This window comes from Agromyces aerolatus (assembly GCF_031432255.1).
Taxonomy (GTDB): domain Bacteria; phylum Actinomycetota; class Actinomycetes; order Actinomycetales; family Microbacteriaceae; genus Agromyces.
Map to the genome: position 1 here is coordinate 23488 of NZ_JAVKGQ010000022.1, position 19670 is coordinate 43157.

Annotated in this window: 15 protein-coding genes and 2 pseudogenes; 11 read left to right on the forward strand and 6 right to left on the reverse strand. The window is 66.9% G+C overall.

Annotated elements, in window-relative coordinates; genetic code table 11:
- Nucleotides 1–5: 5 nt before the first annotated feature.
- The gene (mobF, locus tag RH864_RS18015; RefSeq protein ID WP_449224138.1) at nt 6–3551 is read right to left on the reverse strand and encodes a MobF family relaxase; all 3546 of its coding nucleotides are present in this window, start codon (nt 3549–3551) and stop codon (nt 6–8) included.
- Between the two features lie 255 nt (nt 3552–3806).
- Here mobF and RH864_RS18020 point away from each other — a divergent pair.
- Nucleotides 3807–4792, forward strand: a pseudogene (locus tag RH864_RS18020) (DNA cytosine methyltransferase).
- A gap of 50 nt (nt 4793–4842) precedes the next feature.
- Here the strand turns inward: RH864_RS18020 and RH864_RS18025 are convergent.
- Together RH864_RS18025 and RH864_RS18030 are read right to left on the reverse strand one after the other, a co-directional pair.
- Nucleotides 4843–5610, reverse strand: a complete 768-nt coding sequence (locus tag RH864_RS18025; protein WP_310518966.1) for an alpha/beta fold hydrolase — start codon at nt 5608–5610, stop codon at nt 4843–4845.
- On the reverse strand, nt 5607–6593 hold the full coding sequence (locus tag RH864_RS18030) for an AraC family transcriptional regulator (RefSeq protein WP_310518967.1): 987 nt from the start codon (nt 6591–6593) through the stop codon (nt 5607–5609). The genes RH864_RS18025 and RH864_RS18030 overlap by 4 nt, the downstream gene beginning before the upstream one ends.
- 146 nt (nt 6594–6739) lie before the next feature.
- On the opposite strand from RH864_RS18030, the gene RH864_RS18035 reads away from it, so the two are divergent.
- Together RH864_RS18035 and RH864_RS18040 are read left to right on the forward strand one after the other, a co-directional pair.
- The gene (locus RH864_RS18035; protein ID WP_310518968.1) at nt 6740–7213 is read left to right on the forward strand and encodes a DUF6069 family protein; all 474 of its coding nucleotides are present in this window, start codon (nt 6740–6742) and stop codon (nt 7211–7213) included.
- 232 nt (nt 7214–7445) lie between these two features.
- Complete coding sequence (locus tag RH864_RS18040; RefSeq protein WP_310518969.1) at nt 7446–8342, forward strand: arginase family protein; 897 nt, start codon at nt 7446–7448, stop codon at nt 8340–8342.
- Between the two features lie 76 nt (nt 8343–8418).
- On the opposite strand, the gene RH864_RS18045 is transcribed toward RH864_RS18040, so the two are convergent.
- On the reverse strand, nt 8419–9369 hold the full coding sequence (locus tag RH864_RS18045; protein WP_310518970.1) for an alpha/beta hydrolase family protein: 951 nt from the start codon (nt 9367–9369) through the stop codon (nt 8419–8421).
- 146 nt (nt 9370–9515) lie between these two features.
- A complete protein-coding gene (locus RH864_RS18050; RefSeq protein ID WP_310518971.1) occupies nt 9516–11003 on the reverse strand; it encodes an MFS transporter in 1488 nt (495 codons plus the stop codon).
- Between the two features lie 292 nt (nt 11004–11295).
- On the opposite strand from RH864_RS18050, the gene RH864_RS18055 reads away from it, so the two are divergent.
- The 8 genes from RH864_RS18055 to RH864_RS18090 all read left to right on the forward strand — a co-directional run bounded on the left by RH864_RS18055 (nt 11296) and on the right by RH864_RS18090 (nt 18843).
- Entirely contained in the window at nt 11296–11532 is a 237-nt protein-coding gene (locus RH864_RS18055; RefSeq protein ID WP_024842381.1) for a hypothetical protein, read from the forward strand.
- Nucleotides 11533–11585: 53 nt separating this feature from the next.
- Nucleotides 11586–12734, forward strand: a complete 1149-nt coding sequence (locus tag RH864_RS18060) for an AAA family ATPase (RefSeq protein WP_279586378.1) — start codon at nt 11586–11588, stop codon at nt 12732–12734.
- The gene (locus tag RH864_RS18065) at nt 12731–14053 is read left to right on the forward strand and encodes a vWA domain-containing protein (RefSeq protein ID WP_310518972.1); all 1323 of its coding nucleotides are present in this window, start codon (nt 12731–12733) and stop codon (nt 14051–14053) included. Before RH864_RS18060 ends, RH864_RS18065 begins: the two co-directional genes overlap by 4 nt.
- A 9-nt stretch (nt 14054–14062) precedes the next feature.
- Complete coding sequence (locus RH864_RS18070) at nt 14063–14839, forward strand: hypothetical protein (protein ID WP_310518973.1); 777 nt, start codon at nt 14063–14065, stop codon at nt 14837–14839.
- A 1-nt stretch (nt 14840) separates the two neighbouring features.
- Complete coding sequence (locus RH864_RS18075) at nt 14841–15788, forward strand: ATP-binding cassette domain-containing protein (protein WP_310518974.1); 948 nt, start codon at nt 14841–14843, stop codon at nt 15786–15788.
- Entirely contained in the window at nt 15785–16615 is an 831-nt protein-coding gene (locus RH864_RS18080) for an ABC transporter permease (protein ID WP_310518975.1), read from the forward strand. The genes RH864_RS18075 and RH864_RS18080 overlap by 4 nt, the downstream gene beginning before the upstream one ends.
- Before the next feature lie 554 nt (nt 16616–17169).
- Nucleotides 17170–17952, forward strand: a complete 783-nt coding sequence (locus RH864_RS18085; RefSeq protein ID WP_310518976.1) for a class I SAM-dependent methyltransferase — start codon at nt 17170–17172, stop codon at nt 17950–17952.
- A gap of 204 nt (nt 17953–18156) precedes the next feature.
- Nucleotides 18157–18843 (forward strand): DNA alkylation repair protein, encoded by a 687-nt coding sequence (locus RH864_RS18090; RefSeq protein ID WP_310518977.1) that lies wholly within the window; start codon nt 18157–18159, stop codon nt 18841–18843.
- Nucleotides 18844–19480: 637 nt separating this feature from the next.
- Here the strand turns inward: RH864_RS18090 and RH864_RS18095 are convergent.
- Nucleotides 19481–19670 (reverse strand): annotated as a pseudogene (locus RH864_RS18095) (ABC transporter permease); the annotation flags it as partial.

The window sequence follows — 19670 nt, forward strand, 5'->3', positions numbered from 1 at the left end:
AACCGCTACAGCGACGGACTGACGCGCTGCGGCCCGGTGCGCTGGGCGCGTTCCTGCTCGGGCTGCTCAGCCTGGGCGAGGCTCTGCGCCCGGTCGAGCGCGGCACGGGCACGGGCGGCGTCGATCTTCTGCGCCTCGGTCTCGACGGGTGCTCCGAGGGGTGCACGCCCGGTGATGCCGTAGCGGTCACGGTAGGCAGCGATGGTGCGCGCGGCGTTCCGCCATGCTTGGGCCGCTCGTGCCCGCTTCGGCAGGACGCCGAGCTTCGTGATCCACTCGTGCTTCTCGGTGAGCGCGGTGTCGAGGAGCGCATCGGCCCGGGTCTCGATGATGTCGCGTCGCTCGATCAGCGCCTGCCGCATCTCGGCCGGCATGGTGCCGGCGGCTTCGGGGATGAGGCCTGCGATCAAGCGTGGTGCCTTCCGTGCACGACCGGACCCTGATGGCCGGGCGGTCGTCTTTGCGACTCGGTAGTGCAGGACCGCGGCGATGTCGTCGGCGTCCCCGAACCCGCGTGCTCGCACAAGGCGCGGCAGCAGGGTCTCGACATCGTGCTGGTTTGCCTCGGCCCGCCGCAGCTCGGCGGTCAGTGCTCCGAATGCGGGTGAGGCGATCGCGTCGTCTGCGTCTTCATCGCTGAGCCCAGACGAGCGAATGAGCGCGGCCCAGCGGTCGTGCTGTGCGGCGGCGGCCAGGGTCTCGTACTCGGCGGCGAGCTGAGCGATCGAGGCCCAGGCTTCCTGCTCGGCGATGATCGTCTCATGCGCGGACAGCTCGGCGCCGACGTGCTGCAGCACCCCGAACAACACCGACCGGGCGGTGGCCTCGGTGTTGTCGCCGGGATGCGGGCCGTCATGGGCGGGGTCAGGCTTGTCGACGGCGACGTAGGCGATGTTCTCCTCACGACCTCTTGTCATGGCGACGTAGAACGTCTCTCTGGTCATCGACGCATCCGCCAGGACGTGCGAGGAGTCGACCGTGATCCCCTGCGCCCGGTAGGAAGTGACGGCGTAGCCGAGGTCAAGGTGCTCGGCTGCGTACTCGGCCGGGACCACGACCGAGGCGCCCCACTTGCGCCCTGCGCGGCGGAGGGTGAGGGCGCCGTCGTCGCGGACCTCGGTGATTGTCCATCTGTCGCCGTTGCGGACCCAGGAGCGGCCGGCGCGGAGGCGGCGGTCGTTTCGTCGGGTGATGACGGTGTCCCCGGCAGCGGCACGGGTGCCGTCGTGCAGTTCGACCTCGCGGCTGGCGTTCACAGTGCCGTCGAGGATCAGGTCGGCCCGCGCCCGGTTGTTGAGCGCCTGGACGGATTCGTTCGAGTCGGTCACGAGCACACTGGCCCGACCGGCGAGAGTGTCCGTACGCCAGGCGGTGTAGGCGGCGTCGATCATCGCCTCGGTCTCCCCGCCGATCACGCGGCCGTGCTCGGCGTAGGTGTCGATGACATCGGTGCGCCCATGCCGCAGCGCGAGGGATGCGGTCTTCTCCCACATGTTGACGAATCGGTGCACATCGACCAGCTCCGGGGCATCGTCACGGTCGCGGACGAGGAGGGAGAACGCGCCCCCGGCGGTGACGGACTGAAGCTGGGCGTGATCCCCGACCAGCAGCACCTTCGCCCCGGCCTCCGCCGCCAAGGCGGTGATGCGGTCAAGGGAGAGCGTGCCCGCCAGCGACGCCTCGTCAACGATGACGAGCTGACCCTTCGCGAACGTCTCGCCGGTGCGGTCGTGGGTGTCAAGCCACTTCGCGGTGTTCTCGGTCTGGATGCCGAGGTCATCGGCCAGAACCTGCGCGGCGACCGCGGACGGCGCGAGCCCCACCACGCTGCCACGTCCGTGCTCGTGTTCCCACGCCCGCCGCAACGCGGACATCGCCGTGGTCTTCCCCGCCCCAGCAGGGCCGACCAGCACGTCGACCATCCGCCCGGAGACGGCGATCTTTGTCAGCGCGGCTGCCTGGTCGTCACCGAGCATCCGGCCCTTGCTGTCGGGCCGCTTCGTGACACGTTCGACGGTCGTCAGCGGCACGGTCGGGGCAGTGGTAGTGCGGGCGCGCTCGAGGAGGCGGTCTTCGGCGGCGAGCAGAACCTCGGAGGAGAACAGCGCGGAGTGCTTCGGACGGAACACGCTCGTGCCGTCCGGCCGGCGGAATGCGGCCGGGCTGGATTCGAGCTCGGGCGGGGTCAGGCGCAGCGACGCGGATTCGGCGGCGTCCACGATTAGTCCGACGATGGCTTCGCGATCCTCCGTCGAGGCGAACCGACACCCCATCGTCTGCCGCGCGGCCTCGGCAGTGAGGTTCCAGCGATGCCAGGTGGAGCGCTTCTCGCCGACCGCGGTCACCACGTCTTGCCCGAGCGAGGCGATCACATCCAACGGCACGTCGTCGGCGCGCAGCAGCAACGGCTCCTCGTTCGTCGTCACGCTTCGCGCCCACGACGTCGTATCCGACCCGAGTATCTGTCCGGCCCGTTCCCGCCACGACGCAGTGAGATCGGCCAGCGACCGCACCTCCTTCTCCGGCCGGGTCGAGAGGGTGGCCTGGGCGCGGAGCTTCGTGATCGTCGCCGGCGACGGCCGCCGCCCATGCTCAGCCACGTAGTTCTCGATAAGCCGGTCGGTCTCGGCGTCGATATGCCGGGCACGAGTGGAGAACTCCTTCACCAGCGCCTCCGGCACCGCAGTGATCGCCCACGCCGGGTTGCGGTCGCGGCCCTTGTCGCGCGCCTCCCACGAGACGCCAAACGATCGGGTGAGGTGGTCAGCGAAGACCGCTTCGTGCAGCTCGGAGAGCGCGACCACAGCAGCGTGCATCGGCCGTCCATCCAGGCTCCGCCATTTGCCGTCGAGGACGGTCTGCACCTTGTTGCTGATGACGACATGCGTGTGCAAGTGCGGGTCGCCCGCCCGGCTGTCGTAGTGATCGAACACCGCGGCGATGAGCCCTGCGACGTCGACTTGTGCAACAGCGCCGTCGCGCCCGGTTGCGCCCGTGCGGGTGGCTGTGACCTCCCGCTCCATGAACGCAACCACCTCCGCAACCGCCGCATGATGCGCATCCGCGATCAACGCCTGCGTCCCCGCGTCCGCAACCGCCCACAGCACGCTCGCGGACTTCGGGATCGAGAACGTGAAGTCGAACCCCGCTACCGCCCGCCGCATCCCGCGCTCGGCTTCCTCGGCTTCGATGGCTGCGACCGCTTCTGCGCGTGACGCTGGCCCGAGCGATGGATCGAGTGCCCCGGTCCGCGCCTCGACCCGGTCGGCCACGGTTCGGTACTCGGGGTACGCGCGGCCGAGCGGTTCCCCGGTGATGGGCTCGCGGCCCATGCCGACGAGGAGCTGGAGCTGTGCTTCGGAGACCTGATCGCCCACGTTGATCCGTCCGCCTCCGAGCGTGGCGACTCCGGCGCCAAGCCAGCGACCCGGAGGGGTGCCTTCGGCGTTGTAGTAGCGCGTCAACGGAGTCGAGAGCGAGCGGTCGCCGTCGCCGGCCGCGACAGTGCGCAGCAGGTACTTATACCCGTCGCCAGCGCTCATCACGCGCATCGAAACCGTCATCCGCGCCGCCCTATCTGCTTGCTCACGAGGTGAGCAGCGGCCCGCCGACCGGCAGGCTCAACCTCGATCTGCAAGAGGCGTGGTGGCTCTGAGGCGAGGTGCGGGATAGCAGTTCGCCAGGGTCGCGGGCGGCCGGTGCGAAATCTAGCGCGGGATGCGACGCGAGCACCTGGCAGGTGACCAGCCCGGCATCGAGGTCACGAGTGGAGCGACGGCCGGGGTCACCGATCTGCCGGAGTCCTCATGCGCAAGCCGAACGACGAGAGCGACGCCCGTCCGCTGCGGGTCGGGTCGCTGTTCTCCGGCTACGGAGGACTCGACATCGCCGTTGAGGAGGTCTTCAACGCCCGCACGATCTGGTTCTCGGAGATCAACGAGCCCGTCGCCCGCATCTTCGCTCACCACTGGCCCGACGCGCCCAACCTCGGCGACATCACCACGATCGACTGGGGCAGGGTCGAGCCGGTTGATGTGCTCTGCGGAGGATTCCCCTGCAGGACGTGTCCACGGTTGGGAAGATGGCCGGCCTTGCACCCGGCACCCGCTCCGGCCTCTGGGCGCACATGGCGACCGCCATCGAGGCGCTGCAACCCGAATGGGTCGTCATCGAGAACGTGCGCGGACTGCTCTCCGCACCCGCGTTCCGCCCGCCTCCGGAAGGACACGAGGATGAACGACGCAACCCCGCCCCTGCAACCGCCACAGGTGCCACCCTTCGCGGTGTGGAACCCGACCCGTGGGGTCCGGGAGACCAGCCAACCCGACCTCTACGGGCACTTGGCGCCGTACTCGGAGACCTGGCCGACCTCCGGCGGGGAGACCTTGGCGCAAGTGCGAGTTCGTCGCGGGACGGTAGCGCTGTTGCATCAAGTCATCGACCTCGCCTTGCACGGACCGGACGGCTCAGCGAACCAGAACGACGAGTCGGAGACGCTGTGGTCCTTGATCGAAGACATCTTCACCGCTGGGGACGCTACGCCACAGCCGTCGCGCGATGGGAACACATCACCGGGCGATCTGCCCCTAAGCCAGCCCTCCTAAGCACGACGAAGGGGCCGCGGCCCGCGCCAGAGTTCGTGGAATGGCTCATGGGTCTCGAACCTGGCTGGGTCACCGAGTCGTCCCACGATCTGACCGACAACCAGCAACTCGCTGCGCTTGGAAACGGCGTCCTGCCGATTCAGGCGGTGACAGCTCTCCGCGTCATGCTACGGACGCAATCACGCTGAATACAGGGACTCGATGTTGCCTCAGGCACCGCCGTCGGGCGTGAACCCAATCAGGCAAGCCAAGCCTGTAGTCGGTCTGCCAGCCAGTGTGGCTTCTGGAGCGGAACTCCGTGACCACACTCGGCGATGGTTTCAGGCTCGCCATCGGCTCGATAACGGGTGAGGTGGTGCGCCGAGCGGGCCATGATCGCTCGTTCTCGCTCGCCCACCAGGACGAGAGTTCTGCCTGCGTATGAGGCCCACGTCGGCGGGATTGTGAACCGTATGTTCTCGCCCACCGACGCCAAGAGGGTCCGTGTCGAAAGGTCCTGAGTGGTTCTGAGGTAGTCGGGGAACAGGGTCGGGGGGATGAACAGTTCCTTCGCCTGTGCTCGCGCGAACCACTCCCGCTTCGCAAGCGGCGCCGCCGTTCGCAGCAGTGCGAGGGTCGCGTTCGGCCATCTCGATGGTTCTGCCTGGGCGCTGATGATCCCGACGTGCGAGACCAGGTCAGGGCGGCGGACGGCGAGGAGCACAGCGAGTTGCGCGCCGAGCGAGAAGCCGACGACCGCGACCGGGCGGACCTGACGGTGCTCGAGCGCTTCCACGAGCGCCTCGATGGTCCGTTCGTGTGACTCGTAGTCTGCGTGCGCGCTGCGGTCGTGCCCTGGCAGGTCCGGGACAAGGAGTCGGTATCCGGGACTCATCTGCTCGATCAGTGGTCGCCACATCCACCCGGCGACTCCACCTCCATGGAGCAGGAGGACGGGTGTCCCATTGCGGTCGCCGAACTCGTCCACGACGATTTCGGGGAGTGGGCTTGAGCTTCGGTCTGTCACGCCGTGTCTCCTTCTTCTGGTGGATTGCCGGTGTCCGGGAGGCCGCCGCGTCTGCCGGCTCGGCGTGCTGCCCCTGGCGATATTCCACGTTCCCGGCGGAAGGCGTGTGCGAAGGCGTACTCCGAGCTGTAGCCAACACGCTGAGCGATCGCGCGCATGGATTGATCCGTGTCGGTGAGCAGGGCGGCGGCGAGATTCATCCGCCACCAGGTGATGTAGGTCATGGGTGGATCGCCGATCAGTTCATGGAATCGGCGAGCGAAGGCGGTGCGGGACATGACCGCATGCTGAGCGAGTTCGGCGACTGTCCAGGGGTGCCCTGGGTTGTCGTGGAAGGCGTCTAGTGCGGAGCGGATTCCTGTGTCTCGGATTGCGGTGATCCAGGAATGTGCGTTGTCCGGTAGGACGCGCTCGTCGTGGCACGCCCGGAGGATGTGGATGAACAGTACGTCGAGGAGTGCGGCGACCAGGTGATCCGTGCCCGGTCCAGGTCGGTCGAGTTCCATCGCGAGTAGTTCTACCGCGTCCCGGAGCGGCTCGCCGCGATCGAATGGCGCGCGCAAGACCACCACGGGCGGGAGTTGCGCAAGCAACGGGTGGATGAAACGCAGGTCCAGTTCGTAGGCGCCGCATAGCGTGACCGTTTGTTCCCCCGGTATCCCATGATCCGGGTCCGACGGTATAGCAACGGCGCCGTTGCCAGTCACTCGGCCCGGTTCGCACGCCTCAGCCAGCTCGGCATCGACCTGATCGGCGAGCGCATGCTCGACCCCGCTGGGGAGGAACAGGACGTCTCCTGTCTGTAGGCGTACCGGTTCCTCACCATCACGGAGCAGCCAGCACGTCCCGCGGAGGATCACCTGGAATCCGGCCGAGCCCACGACCGCAGCGAAACGCTGACCCCATGGTGCCGTCCAGGTGACGCGCTGAGACCGCGGTCGTCCTCGCCGGAGGACCGCGACCACCTCGCTCATCATGTCCATGAACTGAGTCTATACGATGACTCGCACTCGGGGGACGATCACACATGAAGGCGGTGTATCCGCGTATTGATCGTGCCCCAGATGGGACATAGCGTGATCATCGCCGTGTCGATTACCGCCATGGCCTTTCAAAGCCAGGAGACCTCATGCCCTCTGAGATTCAAACCACTCGGGCCAGCAGCCGACCCAAGTTGCCCCAGACGTTGACGGCCAACTGGCGCCCGCGCCTGCTCGGCGCCGTTGTCGCGACACTGGGCTGCACGCTCATCTGGCTAGCAGGAGGTGCGGCGGGCGCGTCGTTCGTCGTCTCGTTCGGCGACGAGCACGCGTCCATGGACGTCACCATCTGGGCCGTCATCGGTTCCGTGCTCGCGGCCGCCGTCGCGGGATGGGTTCTGCTTGTCGTGCTCGAACTTTTCACCGTGCGAGCGCGAACCGTATGGACGGTGCTCGCGCTCACGGCGGCGGCGATTTCGACGCTGCCAGCATTCGGCTATGAAGCGGATACCGAGACCAAGCTGTCGTTGACTTTCATGCACGTCGCTGCCGCAGCGGTGATCATCCCCCTGTTCCGCCGTCGGGGTAGTTCCGCAGCAGGAAAGACCCACCAGCAGCCGTGAACGCCCGACACGGACGCCTGCGCCGTGCCGCGCACGCTCAGTACGGCTCGTACTCGCAGAGCTGGCGCTGGAGGCGGTTCTATCCAACGGTGGCGACCGCACAGGTTCGTAAGCTTGCAAAGGTCGATTTCATAGAATCAGGTGGAAGCCATGCCGGATCGCACCATAGACAAGTCCCCGAGTCTGGCTCGTGAGAAGCCTCCGCGTGCGTAGGTCAGGAGAATGGATGCCGATGCCCGAAGTCACGCGGCGGTTTGTCGTCGTGGATGCGCCGTCGAATCTTGGGCTGCGCCCTCCCGAGGAAGGGGCTGTGCCAGGCTGTTACAAGGCGCCCGGGGCGCTTCGAGACGCGGGGCTCCTGGACTTGCTCGGCGCGCAAGACGGCGGATTCGTGACGCCAGGACGGTATCGCCCTGGTCGCGTCGCGGGTGCGGTACGCAATGAGGCGACGATCGCCGATCATTCACGACGTTTGGCGGAACGGCTCGAGTCGATCATTGCCGACCGGGGCCTCCCTGTCGTGCTGGGCGGCGACTGCAGCATCCTCATCGGCATTGGGCTCGCTCTGAATCGCAGCGGACCGTACGGTCTGATCAGCATTGACGGCCTTGACTACCGACACCCGGGAAACAGCGACTCGGTGGGATCCGCGGGCGGCGAGAGCCTCGCGCTGGTGACGGGCCTTGGCGGGGCACTGGCGAACCTAGACGGCCGGGGTCCGTATTTGCGTTCGTCCGATGTCGTGTCGATCGGCTCGCGCCCGGGCGACGAGTTCGCTGGCGACGCGGCAGCAGACGGGGTGATGGTCCTCGATGCCGTCACCACGGCGACTGATACCGAGAACGCCGTACGAGAAGCCCTGAGCGTCGTCGAGCGTCCCGATCTCAGCGGATTCTGGGTTCATCTGGACGTCGACGTCATCGACCCAGACCTGATGCCGGCCGTCGATAGCCCCGAGCCGGGAGGACTCAGCTTTGACCAACTTGCACTCATCCTGGGACCGCTCACCGCATCTGAGCGCTTCATCGGTCTGGACCTGACGATCTACGATCCCGACCTCGATCCCGACCTCATCCACGGCCACCGAATCACCGATCTGCTCGCGCGGTCGCTCACCAGACGCACGTAGCCCACTCACGATGAGGCGGCCGTCCGAGCCTCCGCAGATTGACGTCCCGCCTCGCCGACCAGGCTCGGGGTCAAGGTCACGAGGAAGGTTGCCGCACGCGGGCGTCGGTAAGGAAACTCGCGATCATCGGAAGAACTCCTGCGGCCAGCTGTCTAGCGTTGCCGCCTGGCGCAGTGTCGGGGACGAACAGGCCGTGGTTCGCGCGCGGGAACACGGCGAGCCCGTGACTCACGCCATCAAGCGCGGCGAGGTTCCCCGCGTACGCCGCGACGCTCTCCGTGACCGGGATGAGCGGGTCGGAGCCGCCGAACAGCGCAAGCACCGGCGAGGTGACCGACCGCAGTACCGGCACCGGGTCAAAGTCCAGCATGCCTGCGACGAAGGCGAGGTCCTCTTGGGTGTCGTAGGCGACAGACACCGCCGAGTACCACGAGCGGCCAGTGAACCGCTGCTGGTCGGCGAGCACCGCGTCGACCGGCTCGCCGGCGACCAGTCGCGCGCAGCGCTCATCGACCCACGCCATCGCATCCGCGTGCTCCTGAGACGGAAGACCGGCCAGCTCGCGAGAGATACGATCCCGCTCCTGCGCGGCAGGTGAGACGCCCGGGCCTGACACCGAGACGACGAAGTCCGTACCGCCGATCGCGGACGCCAGCAGCGACGCCCATCCTCCCTGGCTCACTCCGAGCAGACCGACCGGTTGCCCCTGGCAACGTGGGTCGGCGCGCAGAACCTCGACGGCAGCCAGCGCCTCGACGGCCCGATCCGCCATCGTCTGCTGGGTCCAGTGTCCAGGCGAACCACCACAGCCGGGCTTGTCATAGGTGAGCACAACGGCATCGCACGATGCGACCCGCTCTGGCCAGCCGCCCCAGTCGTCACACACCCCGTCACCAGAACCGTCTACGAGCACGACCCCGGGACGCGGCTCATCATCCGACAAGACGGACGACATGTGCAGGAGGGCTCGCGGGTCACCGAATTCTGTTGTGACACTGGTCCACACGGTCCTTAGTTCCTCAGTCATGCGGCACCTCGCTGCTCGTGGGGATCAAGATGGGAAGGGGCGCGGCTACGCGCACGCGATGCAGGAGCAACGATGCCGGTAGATGACGGAGGCGGGTTGCACGAAGGTGCGTGACAGCGGCATGCCACTGGGTCGCGTGTGCGTCTTCATCGTGGCACAGGCGTGCTCAGAGGAGCGTGACGGCGTAGGAGCAGTGAGGCAATCGCCGCTGCTAGGGCTGCGAGTGCCGCGGCGATGCCGAACGCGACGTGGAATCCGTCGTTGAGCGCGGGCACCGGCTGTGAACCACCGCTGAGAAGCGTGGCGGTGTGAGCGGCGGCCGCCGTGGTGAGGATCACGATGCCTGCGGTATCGCCCACCATGCCTGAGGTGGCGGCTACACCGGAAGCCAGTCCTGCGTCCCGGAGGTCGGGGACCGTCATGCTGGTCGCGATGACCGCTGGCATCACGATCCCGCTGCCCGCGCCGACCAGTGTGATAGCGGGCAGGATGTCGACCGCGTATAGCGGATCGGTCGGCAGGCGGGTCGCGAGCAGGAGACCACACGTCACGGCGGTCAGGCCAGTGACCAGCAGGCTGCGGCTCCCGAAGCGCGCGGCTAGGCGCGGGTAGAGCGTGAGCGATGTGAGGGCTGAGGCGATCGCGAGCGGCATCAGAGAGAACGCGGCGTCGAGGGGACTATATCCCGCGACCTGCTGAAAGTAGAGGGCGATGAGGATGGTGAAAGGAACGGTGCTTGCCGTCGTCAGGATGTGGATGACGTTCCCACCGGCCAGGGTGCGGTTACGCAGGAATGCAAGACGGATCAAGGGGACGCGGGCGGTCGCCTGCCGGAGGACGAAGCCACCCAGCAGCGCCAGCGATGCAAGGCCGACGAGCGCGTGTGGGGAGTTCCAGCCGTGGTCGCCGACGGCGACCACGGCATACGCGCCAAGCATGAGTCCGGCTGTGACAAGCGCGGCGCCGGCGACGTCCAATCCCGCACGTAATCCCAGGCCACGGTCGCGGGGAATGAGCCGGACGGCCAGTGCGGAGGCGACGATCCCGATGGGGACGTTGACGTAGAAGACCCAATGCCAGCTCATCGCATGCGAGATGACGCCACCGAGGACGATGCCCGCCGAGGCTCCAGCGGCCTGCGCGAAGCCGACCAGCCCCAGCGCTCGGCCACGTTCTCGCGGCTCGGTGAAAAGCGTGATCACAACGCCGATGGCCACCGCGTATGCCAGGCCTGCACCCACACCCTGGAAGAACCTGGTCGCGATGAGAACTTCTTGGCTCCACGCCAACCCGCTCAGCGCGGAGGCGCCGGTAAACGCAGCCACGCCGGCGATGAAGACGGTCTTGCGTCCGATCAGGTCTCCTAGACGCCCTGCCAAGAGCAGCAGACCGCCGAATCCGATCGTGTAGGCATTGATCACCCAACTCAGATGCGATTGGTCGATATCGAGATCGCGTTGGATAGAGGGAAGCGCGACCGTGACGATGCTGACATCGATGACAATCATCGTCTGCATGCCGCACAAGACTGCGAAGGCGAACCACCGGCGCCGACTGTTCTGCGACGATGCCTCTGCCGTCAGCCACCATGCCCACGCCCTGCCTTCTGTGCTCGGTTCGATCGTGATGTTCAAAGCAACCGTATGGAGTGGTCTACTGAGCCTTCAATGCTCTGACGAGCCAGAGTTATGCTTGTTCGTCCAGGCTTCGGACTTTGTGGTGACTTGGCATCCTCGCCCGAAATGCTCTGAGGTCGTGGCCGCCGCCCTCTTGGCGAGGGCCTGCGTCGGAGAAGCGCTCGACGTCGACTTTGCGGAGGGTCGGCGTCCCGGTCGATACCGTTCCATGCCGAGCGCAGCCCTCCACGCCCGGCGCACCGGTCAATCCAGGTTGACTTCGGCCAAGCGGTCAATTATGGTTGACCACATGGACGTGGAGCAGTTGACGGCGCTAGCCCGGGCGACGGCGAGCGAGGACCCGCTGGTCGGGTTGGATGCGACCGTGCAGGTTCGCAAGGAGATGGAGCGTGTGGAGGCGGTGCTGGTGCGCCGTGCCCGCAACCAGGGAGCGACCTGGGTCGACATCGCGGCCGTGCTGGGCGTGTCCAAGCAGGCCATCCACAAGAAGTACGGCGGCAGAGGTCTGTTCGGCAGCCAGAAATAGGCGGGTAGCCGACCCCATCCGTAGGCGGCGAGCAGCAGCCTCAGCCGCCGGAGATCAGCACACCCGAAAACGGGCGGCTTCGTGCTGCCCGCGCGCATATGAAGGAGGACCTCATGACCAAGAACGAGACCGTGCGTTCGGCGCTCTCACTGGCGGTGAGGGCGAACCTCCCTGTCCTGCTGTGGGGTGCGCCAGGCACCGGCAAGACCTCCGCCGTCGTGGCGCTTGCTGAGCAGCTGGGCATGCCGATCGAGGTGGTGGTCGGCTCGATCCGCGAACCGAGCGACTTCTCCGGTCTTCCCGTCATCCGCGATGACGGGACCTGGTTCGCGCCGCCACGATGGGCGGAACGGCTGTCCGTTTCAGGATCCGGGTTGCTGTTTCTGGACGAACTGACCACGGCACCGCCCGCGGTGCAGGCCGCGATGCTCCGCGTCGTCCTGGAACGCGCTGTGGGCGATCTTGTGCTCCCGGAGGGCGTGCGTATCGTCGCCGCAGCGAACCCGCCCGGAATCGCCGCGGACGGCTGGGAGCTGTCTGCGCCGCTGGCGAACCGGCTCGTCCATCTGGACTGGCAGATCGAGGCCGCCGCGGTCGCTGAGGGATTCGCTCACGGGTTCGCCGTCGCCGATGCCGCCTCTGTCGCCGCGCCGACGTCCGGGCAGATCGCGACAGCGAAGGCGCAGCTCGGTGCATTCCTTCGTATCCGGCCGGAGCTGGTGCTTGCCGTGCCGGATTCGCCGGAGCGGGCGGGACGGAGCTGGCCAAGCCCTCGGAGCTGGGAGATGGCGGCGCGCGGCCTGGCCGCCGGGGTTGCGAACGCCAGCGACGAGGCGACGATCGCCGCGCTGGTGATCGGTGCGGTCGGAGAGGCGGCGGGTTTCGAGGCGCTGTCCTGGCTGCGCACGCTCGACCTGCCGGACCCTGAGTCGGTGCTGAACGACCCCCACGCGCCACTGCCGGACCGGCCCGACCACCTGCACGCGCTGCTCGGCGCGGTCGTCGCCCACGTTCACGCGGATGCGAGCGAGTCGGCATGGGAGCGCGCATGGGACGTGATTGCTCGGGTTGCCAAGACCACGCCGGACGTGGCCGCGACCTCCGCCAGGGCGCTTGCAGGCCAGCGACCGGCCGGGGTGAACCTGCCCACGGCCATGCTCGAGCTCGCCCCGATCCTCCGCACAGCAGGACTCATGCCATGACCGGCCCGGCTCCGACAGACCCCGATCACACACCCGAAGTGCTAGCACGCTTCGCCGAGGCGCGGCTGTGGGCCGCAGCGCAGGCGCCATACCTCGCAAGTGCGCTGTTCGCACTCCGACCGGTCGTGCTGGAACCATACGTGGACGAGGAGACCGGCGAGCCCGTCCCGGACGACGACTTCCGGGCGTTCCCGGCCGACACCCGCTGGAACGTCCACCTCGATCCCGGCGCGACGCTCGCGACGGCCCCGCCGGTGGTCGGCTGGTGGCTGCTGCACCACATCGGGCATCTTGTCCGCCATCACGCGACCCGCTCCCCGGTGTCAGCCAACGCTCCAAGCACGCATGCCACCGGCGAGGCGGGCGCGCCGGACTCGATCGCGCGGCGGTGGAACCAGGCCGCGGACGCCGAGGTCAACGACGACCTCGAAGCGGCAGGACTCGACTCACCGGCCGGGATCATCTCGCCACACGCACTCGGGCTGCCCGAGGGACGACTTGCCGAGGAGTACCTGTCGCTCATCGAGGTTCTCGACACCGCCCACAGCAAGGGTGGGCGGCGGCTCGCCGAGCTGATCGACTGCGGCAGCGCGGCGGACGGGATCCCGCACGACTACGAGGACTCGGCCAGTGGCGACGGGCTCAGTGAGACCGAGCGCGACATCCTCGAATTGGCGGTCGCCCGCGAGATCGAAACCCGCTCGGCCGCGCGAGCCACGATTCCCGGCGGCTGGCGACGCTGGGCTAGCGAGAGGCTGCATCCCGCCGTCGACTGGCGCGCCGAGCTCGGCGCGATGCTGCGCCGCGGAGCGCGGCAGGCGGCAGGCCGGGTGGACTTCTCCTATAGCCGTCCCTCCCGGAGGCCGGCCGTCGACAGCATCGTGATGCCTGCGATGGTCGCTCCCGCACCAGAGATCGCGCTGGTCATCGACACCTCCGGCAGCATCACCCCCGCGATCCTGACCGGCTTCCTCGCCGAAGTGACGGCGATCATCGCCCGCGCCAGTGGACCGAGCCGACGGCTGCACGTGATCTGCTGCGACCTGAACGCCCACCCCGTCCAGACCATCCGCCGCGCAGAGGACATCGAGCTGCTCGGCGGCGGCGGCACGGATATGCGCGAGGGCATCAGCGCCGCGCTCGCGCTGCGACCCCGGCCTGATCTGATCCTTGTCCTCACCGACGGGCAAACCCCGTGGCCGGACCGCCGCCCGCCCGTGCCGGTCGTGGTCGGCCTGGTCGAACCCGGCCCCGGCTACCACACCGAGACACCGCCACCTGGATGGGCACATGTCATCGCCCTCCCTGCCACTGCATAAGGAGCACCCATGACCATCGCCTACGACGACCATCCCGACCCCGAGCCCGAAGACCTCCACCGTTGGACCGAGCGCGGCTTCACCGTGGCCGAAGCACGCCGCTGGATCGACAACGGATTTCTGCTGGGCTCAGCCGAACGCTGGCGCGGCAGTGGCGTCTACACTCCGGGCGACGCGTACGCCTGGCGCACCGCCGGCCTCAGCCCCTACACCGTGCAACCGTTGCTGCGCGCCGGGATGACACCCCGCGACGCCGTGCGATGGCACGAACTCGGCTACAGCCACACCGAGGCCGCAGAACGGCACCTCGCCGGAGAGCGACCGCGCCCCCGACGCTGGTGGCGGATCCTGCTCGGACACCGCCCTCGCAAGTCGGACACGCTGACCGGCGAACAGTCCGCGACCATGCGGGCGCTGCTCCGCTCCGGAGTTCCTGTCGCGACCGGCCGCGCTTACCTCGACGCCGGATGGCGCGATGCCGCAACGGCTGTGTCCTGGGCCAGAACGGGCCTCGACCCGGCACAGGCCGCCGTGTACCACAGCATCGGCTTCACCCCCTCCGAAGCATCAACCCTCGCTGAAGCCGGCCACGACGGCTTCGAACTCCTCCGGCAGTGGTGGGACGCAGGCATCCCCCGAACGGAAGTCCCTGCCTGGGCCGTCGCCGGATTCACACCCGACGGCGCCCGTCACGCCCGCGAGGCCGGCACGACCGCCGAACACGCCGCCGTGCTCCGAGCGCTCAGCGGCCCGAGCGCCCCGAGACCACCCGAAGAAAGGAACTGACATGACCGCGATGATCAGCGCCACCGACCTCCGCAAAACCTACGGAAAGAAACAGGCGCTCGACGGATTCACGCTCTCCGTGGACGAAGGAACAGTATGCGGGCTGCTCGGCCCCAATGGTGCGGGAAAGACCACGGCGGTCCGCATTCTCGCCACGCTGCTGAAAGCCGACTCCGGCAACGCCAGCATCGCCGGACACGACCTCACGACACACTCCGACCGAGTACGCGCCGCGATCGGGTTCACCGGACAATTCTCCGCCGTCGACGAGATCCTGACCGGACGGCAGAACCTCGACATGTTCGCCCGGCTCTACCACCTCGACCGACGACAGGCGCGCCAACGAACAGACGAACTGCTCGACAGATTCGCACTCCACGACGCCGCCGACCGACCCGCAGGCGGCTACTCCGGCGGGATGCGGCGTCGCCTCGACCTCGCCGTCAGCCTCATCCTCGCACCGCGAGTGCTCTTCCTCGACGAGCCGACCACCGGCCTCGATCCACGCACGCGCGCCGAGGTCTGGACCGACATCCGAGAACTCGTCTCGGCAGGCACAACCGTCCTACTCACGACCCAGTATCTCGACGAGGCCGACCACCTCGCCGACCAGATCGCCGTCATCGACAGCGGGACGATCATCGCGCGCGGCGCACCCCGCGAACTCAAGGAGAGCGTCGGGGGTGACCGGATCGAACTCGCACTCCGCGACGAGGAACAGACGAACGCGGCCGCACGCATCGTCGCCGCCTCGACCGGCACTGACCCCGGCATCGACCTCCACCGTCGCCGCGTCAGCGCGCCCGCTCCCGAACGATTCCACAACCTGAGCACCACCATGCGACAACTCCACGAGGCCGGCATCGACCCCGAAGACATCGCCCTGCGCCAACCGACCCTCGACGACGTGTTCCTCAAGCTCACCGATCGGAAGGAGAAGACAGCATGACATCGCTCGCACCCGTCACCGCAACCGCCCCCGGCTCGCCGTCACGGTGGGCTCTGCACGACAGCCTGATCGTAACCCGCAGATACCTCACCCACTTCCGCCAGCAACCATCACGGCTTGTCGGCAATCTCCTCTTCCCGATCGTCATGGTGATCATGTTCGGGTACGTTTTCGGGAGCGCGATCACGCTGCCCGACGGCGGCAACTACCGCGAGTTCCTGATGCCAGGGCTGTTCGTGATGACGATGGCGCTCGGCATGGCACAGACCGTCATCTCCGTCACCACCGACACCGCCAAGGGCATCACGGACAGGTTTCGCACGATCCCCATGTCAGGCGCCGCCGTCGTCACCGGACGAAGCCTCGCCGACCTTGCGGCATCCGTCCTCGAACTGATCGCCCTGCTCGCCTGCGGCCTGCTGGTCGGCTGGCGCGCCAACGGAACCGTATGGCAGACCCTCGCGGCGATCGGGCTCCTGCTGCTTCTGCGCTACGCGCTCGCGTGGGTCGGCATCTACCTCGGCCTCGCACTGCAGTCGCCCGACCTCACGAGCGTCGCCCTCGCGCCCATCTACCCGCTGACGATGATCTCCAACGTCTTCGTCCTCCCTGCCCAGATGCCGGCCTGGCTCGGGGTCATCGCCGAGTGGAACCCACTTTCCGCCACAGTCACTGCCACGCGCGAACTCTTCGGCAATCCCGGCATCACGACATCGACATCATGGGCCGCCGAGAACGCGACACTCCTCGCCATCGCCTGGCCCTTCATTCTCATCGCCGTGTTCCTCCCCCTGGCAGCCCGGCGGTACCGGTACCTCGCCGCGTAGGAGCAACGATGCGTCCTCACGCCATCGTCGTGTGCCTCCACCCGCGGATAGCTCGCGTGCGCTGACCCCATCATGTCCACCACCGTGACTCGGTTCGCGCTGTCGGATCGAAGACGAAGTAGGCGATTCGCTCCTGTTCTCGCCAGGACCGGCACTGTCCATGCCTGCTACAGCGGTGCGCGGCTTCTTGGCAAGCTGCTCCTCGCGGGGCGTCGCGCTCCCGTTACTCGTCTCGCAGTTCGGAGGTCAGCGACGGCTACAGCCTCGCGGCTGCCGATGATCGCAGCGACGTTCTCCTGGGGTCGTTACTATTCGTCACGGCATTTGGCAATTCGTTACCATATCGCCCATTCCCTCTCGGAATATCGAGTGTTGACATCAAGCCCACTTCACACACCAAACTTGTACACGTTGGTGTCTTCCTGGCGAACAGCGGTGCGATTGCCCCTGTGACAGGCGTGCACCGCTTCGGACCGGCATTCATAGCGAGTTCGTCGATGCAGCACGAGCAAGAGCCGGACCGTGAACGTCATCGCATATCGAGAAGGATGGCAGTGATCGAAGACGCAATGACTGACGCCGATGAGGTGCTCCGCGGCCTATATCAGGAAGGTGATGAAGATGCCCGCATGGTCTTGCCCCAGAACTTCGTGGAATGGGATCGCACCTGCGAATTGCTCCGTCGCTGGCTGCCGAATGCGCCTGCGACAATCCTCGACGTAGGTGGCGCGTCGGGTCGATACGCGCAGTGGCTCAGTTCGCTCGGGTATAGCGTCCTCGTGATCGATCTCCTGACCAAGCATGTCGAGCAGGCACGGGCAAAGGGGATCAACGCGGAACCGGGTGACGCACGCGAGTTGCCGCAGGCGACTGGCAGCGTAGACGCCGTTCTGCTCATGGGACCGCTCTATCACCTCCCGCTCGCCGAAGACCGTCAGCGTGCCCTAGCCGAAGCAACCCGAGTCTGTCGTTCTGGCGGGCAGGTGATCGCTGCGGCGATGTCCAGGTGGGCGAAGCCTGCAGTGCGCGCCTCCCGAGGCGAGCTCGCTGATGCGGAGATCCAACGCCATCTGGAGGCCGTACTGAGCGGGGGCAATGATCCTAACGGCACTGACTTTGACCGGGTCTCGTACAACCATGACCCTGCGGAGCTCGAAACAGAGCTTCAGGCGGCTAACCTGCGTGATATCGAAGTCCTCGGGATCGAGGGACCACTCGGCGCAGCCGCGCGAGAGGATACCGGGCTGAACGACTATGCGATTCGCACCGCCCGGATCGCGGAGCGGCACGCGCCGCATCTCTCCATCCACCTGCTCGGCCGTGGGCTCGTCACCTGATATGCCGGCGATCTCCGAATCGCCACGCTTCATCGAGCGAGCACAGTCGCGCTCATCCGCGGCTCGAAAGACAACGTGGGAACGGGTTCTTGGTCGAGCGACACCTGGCACACGCGTACGGCTTCACCGATATCGACAGGTGAAGGCCGGGCTGCTGGCGCTCCCCGTAAATTTCGTCCCGATCCCTACGAAGAGAGGAACACGATGACACGACCTCAACGTCAGGTCCATGACGCACTGGTTGACCTGCAGAGCGCAACTGAGAAGGACAAGATCGTTCGACGCTTGCCAGCCGACAGCGGCCTAGACGCCATCGGCGTGCGCATGAAGGACGTGTTCGACACGGCGAAGGAGTGGACCGACCTCGATCTTCACCACGTTCCAGAACTGTTGTCCAGTCCCTGGTACGAGACGCGGATGGTCGGCGTGTCAGTCCTCGACTTCAAAGCACGACGCCGCGGTCTACCCGACCACGAACGACGCCGCCTCTACGACACCTATATGAGTCACCACGAGTTCATCAACATCTGGGATCTCGTCGACCGTGCGGCTCCGCGGGTGGTCGGGTGGTACCTCCTCGACAAGTCACGCCAGCCCCTCTTCGACCTCGCCCGATCCGAAGCCCCGATCGAGCGACGAACGGCGATCACCGCATCGTTCTGGCTGATCCGCCAAAGCGACCTCGACGACCCGATCGCACTAGCAGAACTGCTCCTCGACGACCCCAGCGAGATCGTCACCAAGCCCGTCGGAACCGCACTGAGGGAAGTCGGCAAGATCGATCAGCAGCGGCTCCTCGACTTCCTCGACAAGCACAAGAGTCGAATGAGCCGCCCAACACTGCGACTCGCCACCTACCTGTTGCCCGACCATCTGCAAAAGTCGCTGTAAAGCGCTTCGCATGCTCACGCGTAGCCGTCCCGAGTGGGAGCCCATAGCCAGCTCCGTGGCCGTGGCTGCAACCTCGGCCACGGTGAGGCGCTAGCTGTTCTATGCATCGAGCTTGGCGGTAGCCGACCGGGGGCATCCTGTTCTATGGCTGATGGCGGTCGCCGAGTGGCCTGTGTGGTTGATTACAGTTGTAGTGGTCGAGCCAGGCGTTTGTGCTTGACCGCGGCGCTGGTTCATGCTCGGGAATCGACCCACCCGACTGCCATCGTACGGTGATGGCACTCTGTGCCGCTGTCTTCTGTTCGGCGACTGATAGCCAACGCCCGATGCCGGAACCCCGTCGAGACCGCGCCGCCTTCAACGATGCGCCCCTCGATGACAGTTCAGCCGGGTGCGGTCGGTTGCGGAGCGCAGGCTGCTGTAGCCGACACGTTACCGTCGGACAGCCCACTGTACGCGGACAAGGTGCGCGACCATCTCGGGGCCTTCGACCCCATCTCGCCCGCCGACCTCTGCGACGACCGGGCCACAGTCTCGAACGCGTTGCTCAAAGCTGCAATAGCGTTCCTCGATCGCCCGGAACCGGCTCGCCCTCTTGCCAAAGCGAGCGCACGCTTCTCTCCCGGCGTGCCACCGCTCAATCCCAACGAAATAGCCGCGCTGCCAGCGCGGAGAGCCCCACTGCGTACGTCGCGAGAACAACAAGCTGCAAAAGAGGGAACTCGTCGCTAAACCAGGCCGTGCTCAGCGCCTGACTGATGGCGCCGACAGGTGAATCGGCCTGACTTTCGTTCCTATTCGGAGGCTTGTCCGGCGGGTGCCGGTTG

What these genes read in the sequence shown, in the direction of transcription:
- mobF (WP_449224138.1), bottom strand. Translation starts at nt 3,551, where the DNA reads ATGCGCGTGATGAGCGCTGGCGACGGGTATAAGTACCTGCTGCGCACT.
- RH864_RS18030 (WP_310518967.1), bottom strand. Translation starts at nt 6,593, where the DNA reads ATGGACATGATGAGCGAGGTGGTCGCGGTCCTCCGGCGAGGACGACCG.
- RH864_RS18035 (WP_310518968.1), top strand. Translation starts at nt 6,740, where the DNA reads ATGCCCTCTGAGATTCAAACCACTCGGGCCAGCAGCCGACCCAAGTTG.
- RH864_RS18040 (WP_310518969.1), top strand. Translation starts at nt 7,446, where the DNA reads ATGCCCGAAGTCACGCGGCGGTTTGTCGTCGTGGATGCGCCGTCGAAT.
- RH864_RS18045 (WP_310518970.1), bottom strand. Translation starts at nt 9,369, where the DNA reads ATGACTGAGGAACTAAGGACCGTGTGGACCAGTGTCACAACAGAATTC.
- RH864_RS18055 (WP_024842381.1), top strand. Translation starts at nt 11,296, where the DNA reads ATGGACGTGGAGCAGTTGACGGCGCTAGCCCGGGCGACGGCGAGCGAG.
- RH864_RS18065 (WP_310518972.1), top strand. Translation starts at nt 12,731, where the DNA reads ATGACCGGCCCGGCTCCGACAGACCCCGATCACACACCCGAAGTGCTA.
- RH864_RS18070 (WP_310518973.1), top strand. Translation starts at nt 14,063, where the DNA reads ATGACCATCGCCTACGACGACCATCCCGACCCCGAGCCCGAAGACCTC.
- RH864_RS18075 (WP_310518974.1), top strand. Translation starts at nt 14,841, where the DNA reads ATGACCGCGATGATCAGCGCCACCGACCTCCGCAAAACCTACGGAAAG.
- RH864_RS18080 (WP_310518975.1), top strand. Translation starts at nt 15,785, where the DNA reads ATGACATCGCTCGCACCCGTCACCGCAACCGCCCCCGGCTCGCCGTCA.
- RH864_RS18090 (WP_310518977.1), top strand. Translation starts at nt 18,157, where the DNA reads ATGACACGACCTCAACGTCAGGTCCATGACGCACTGGTTGACCTGCAG.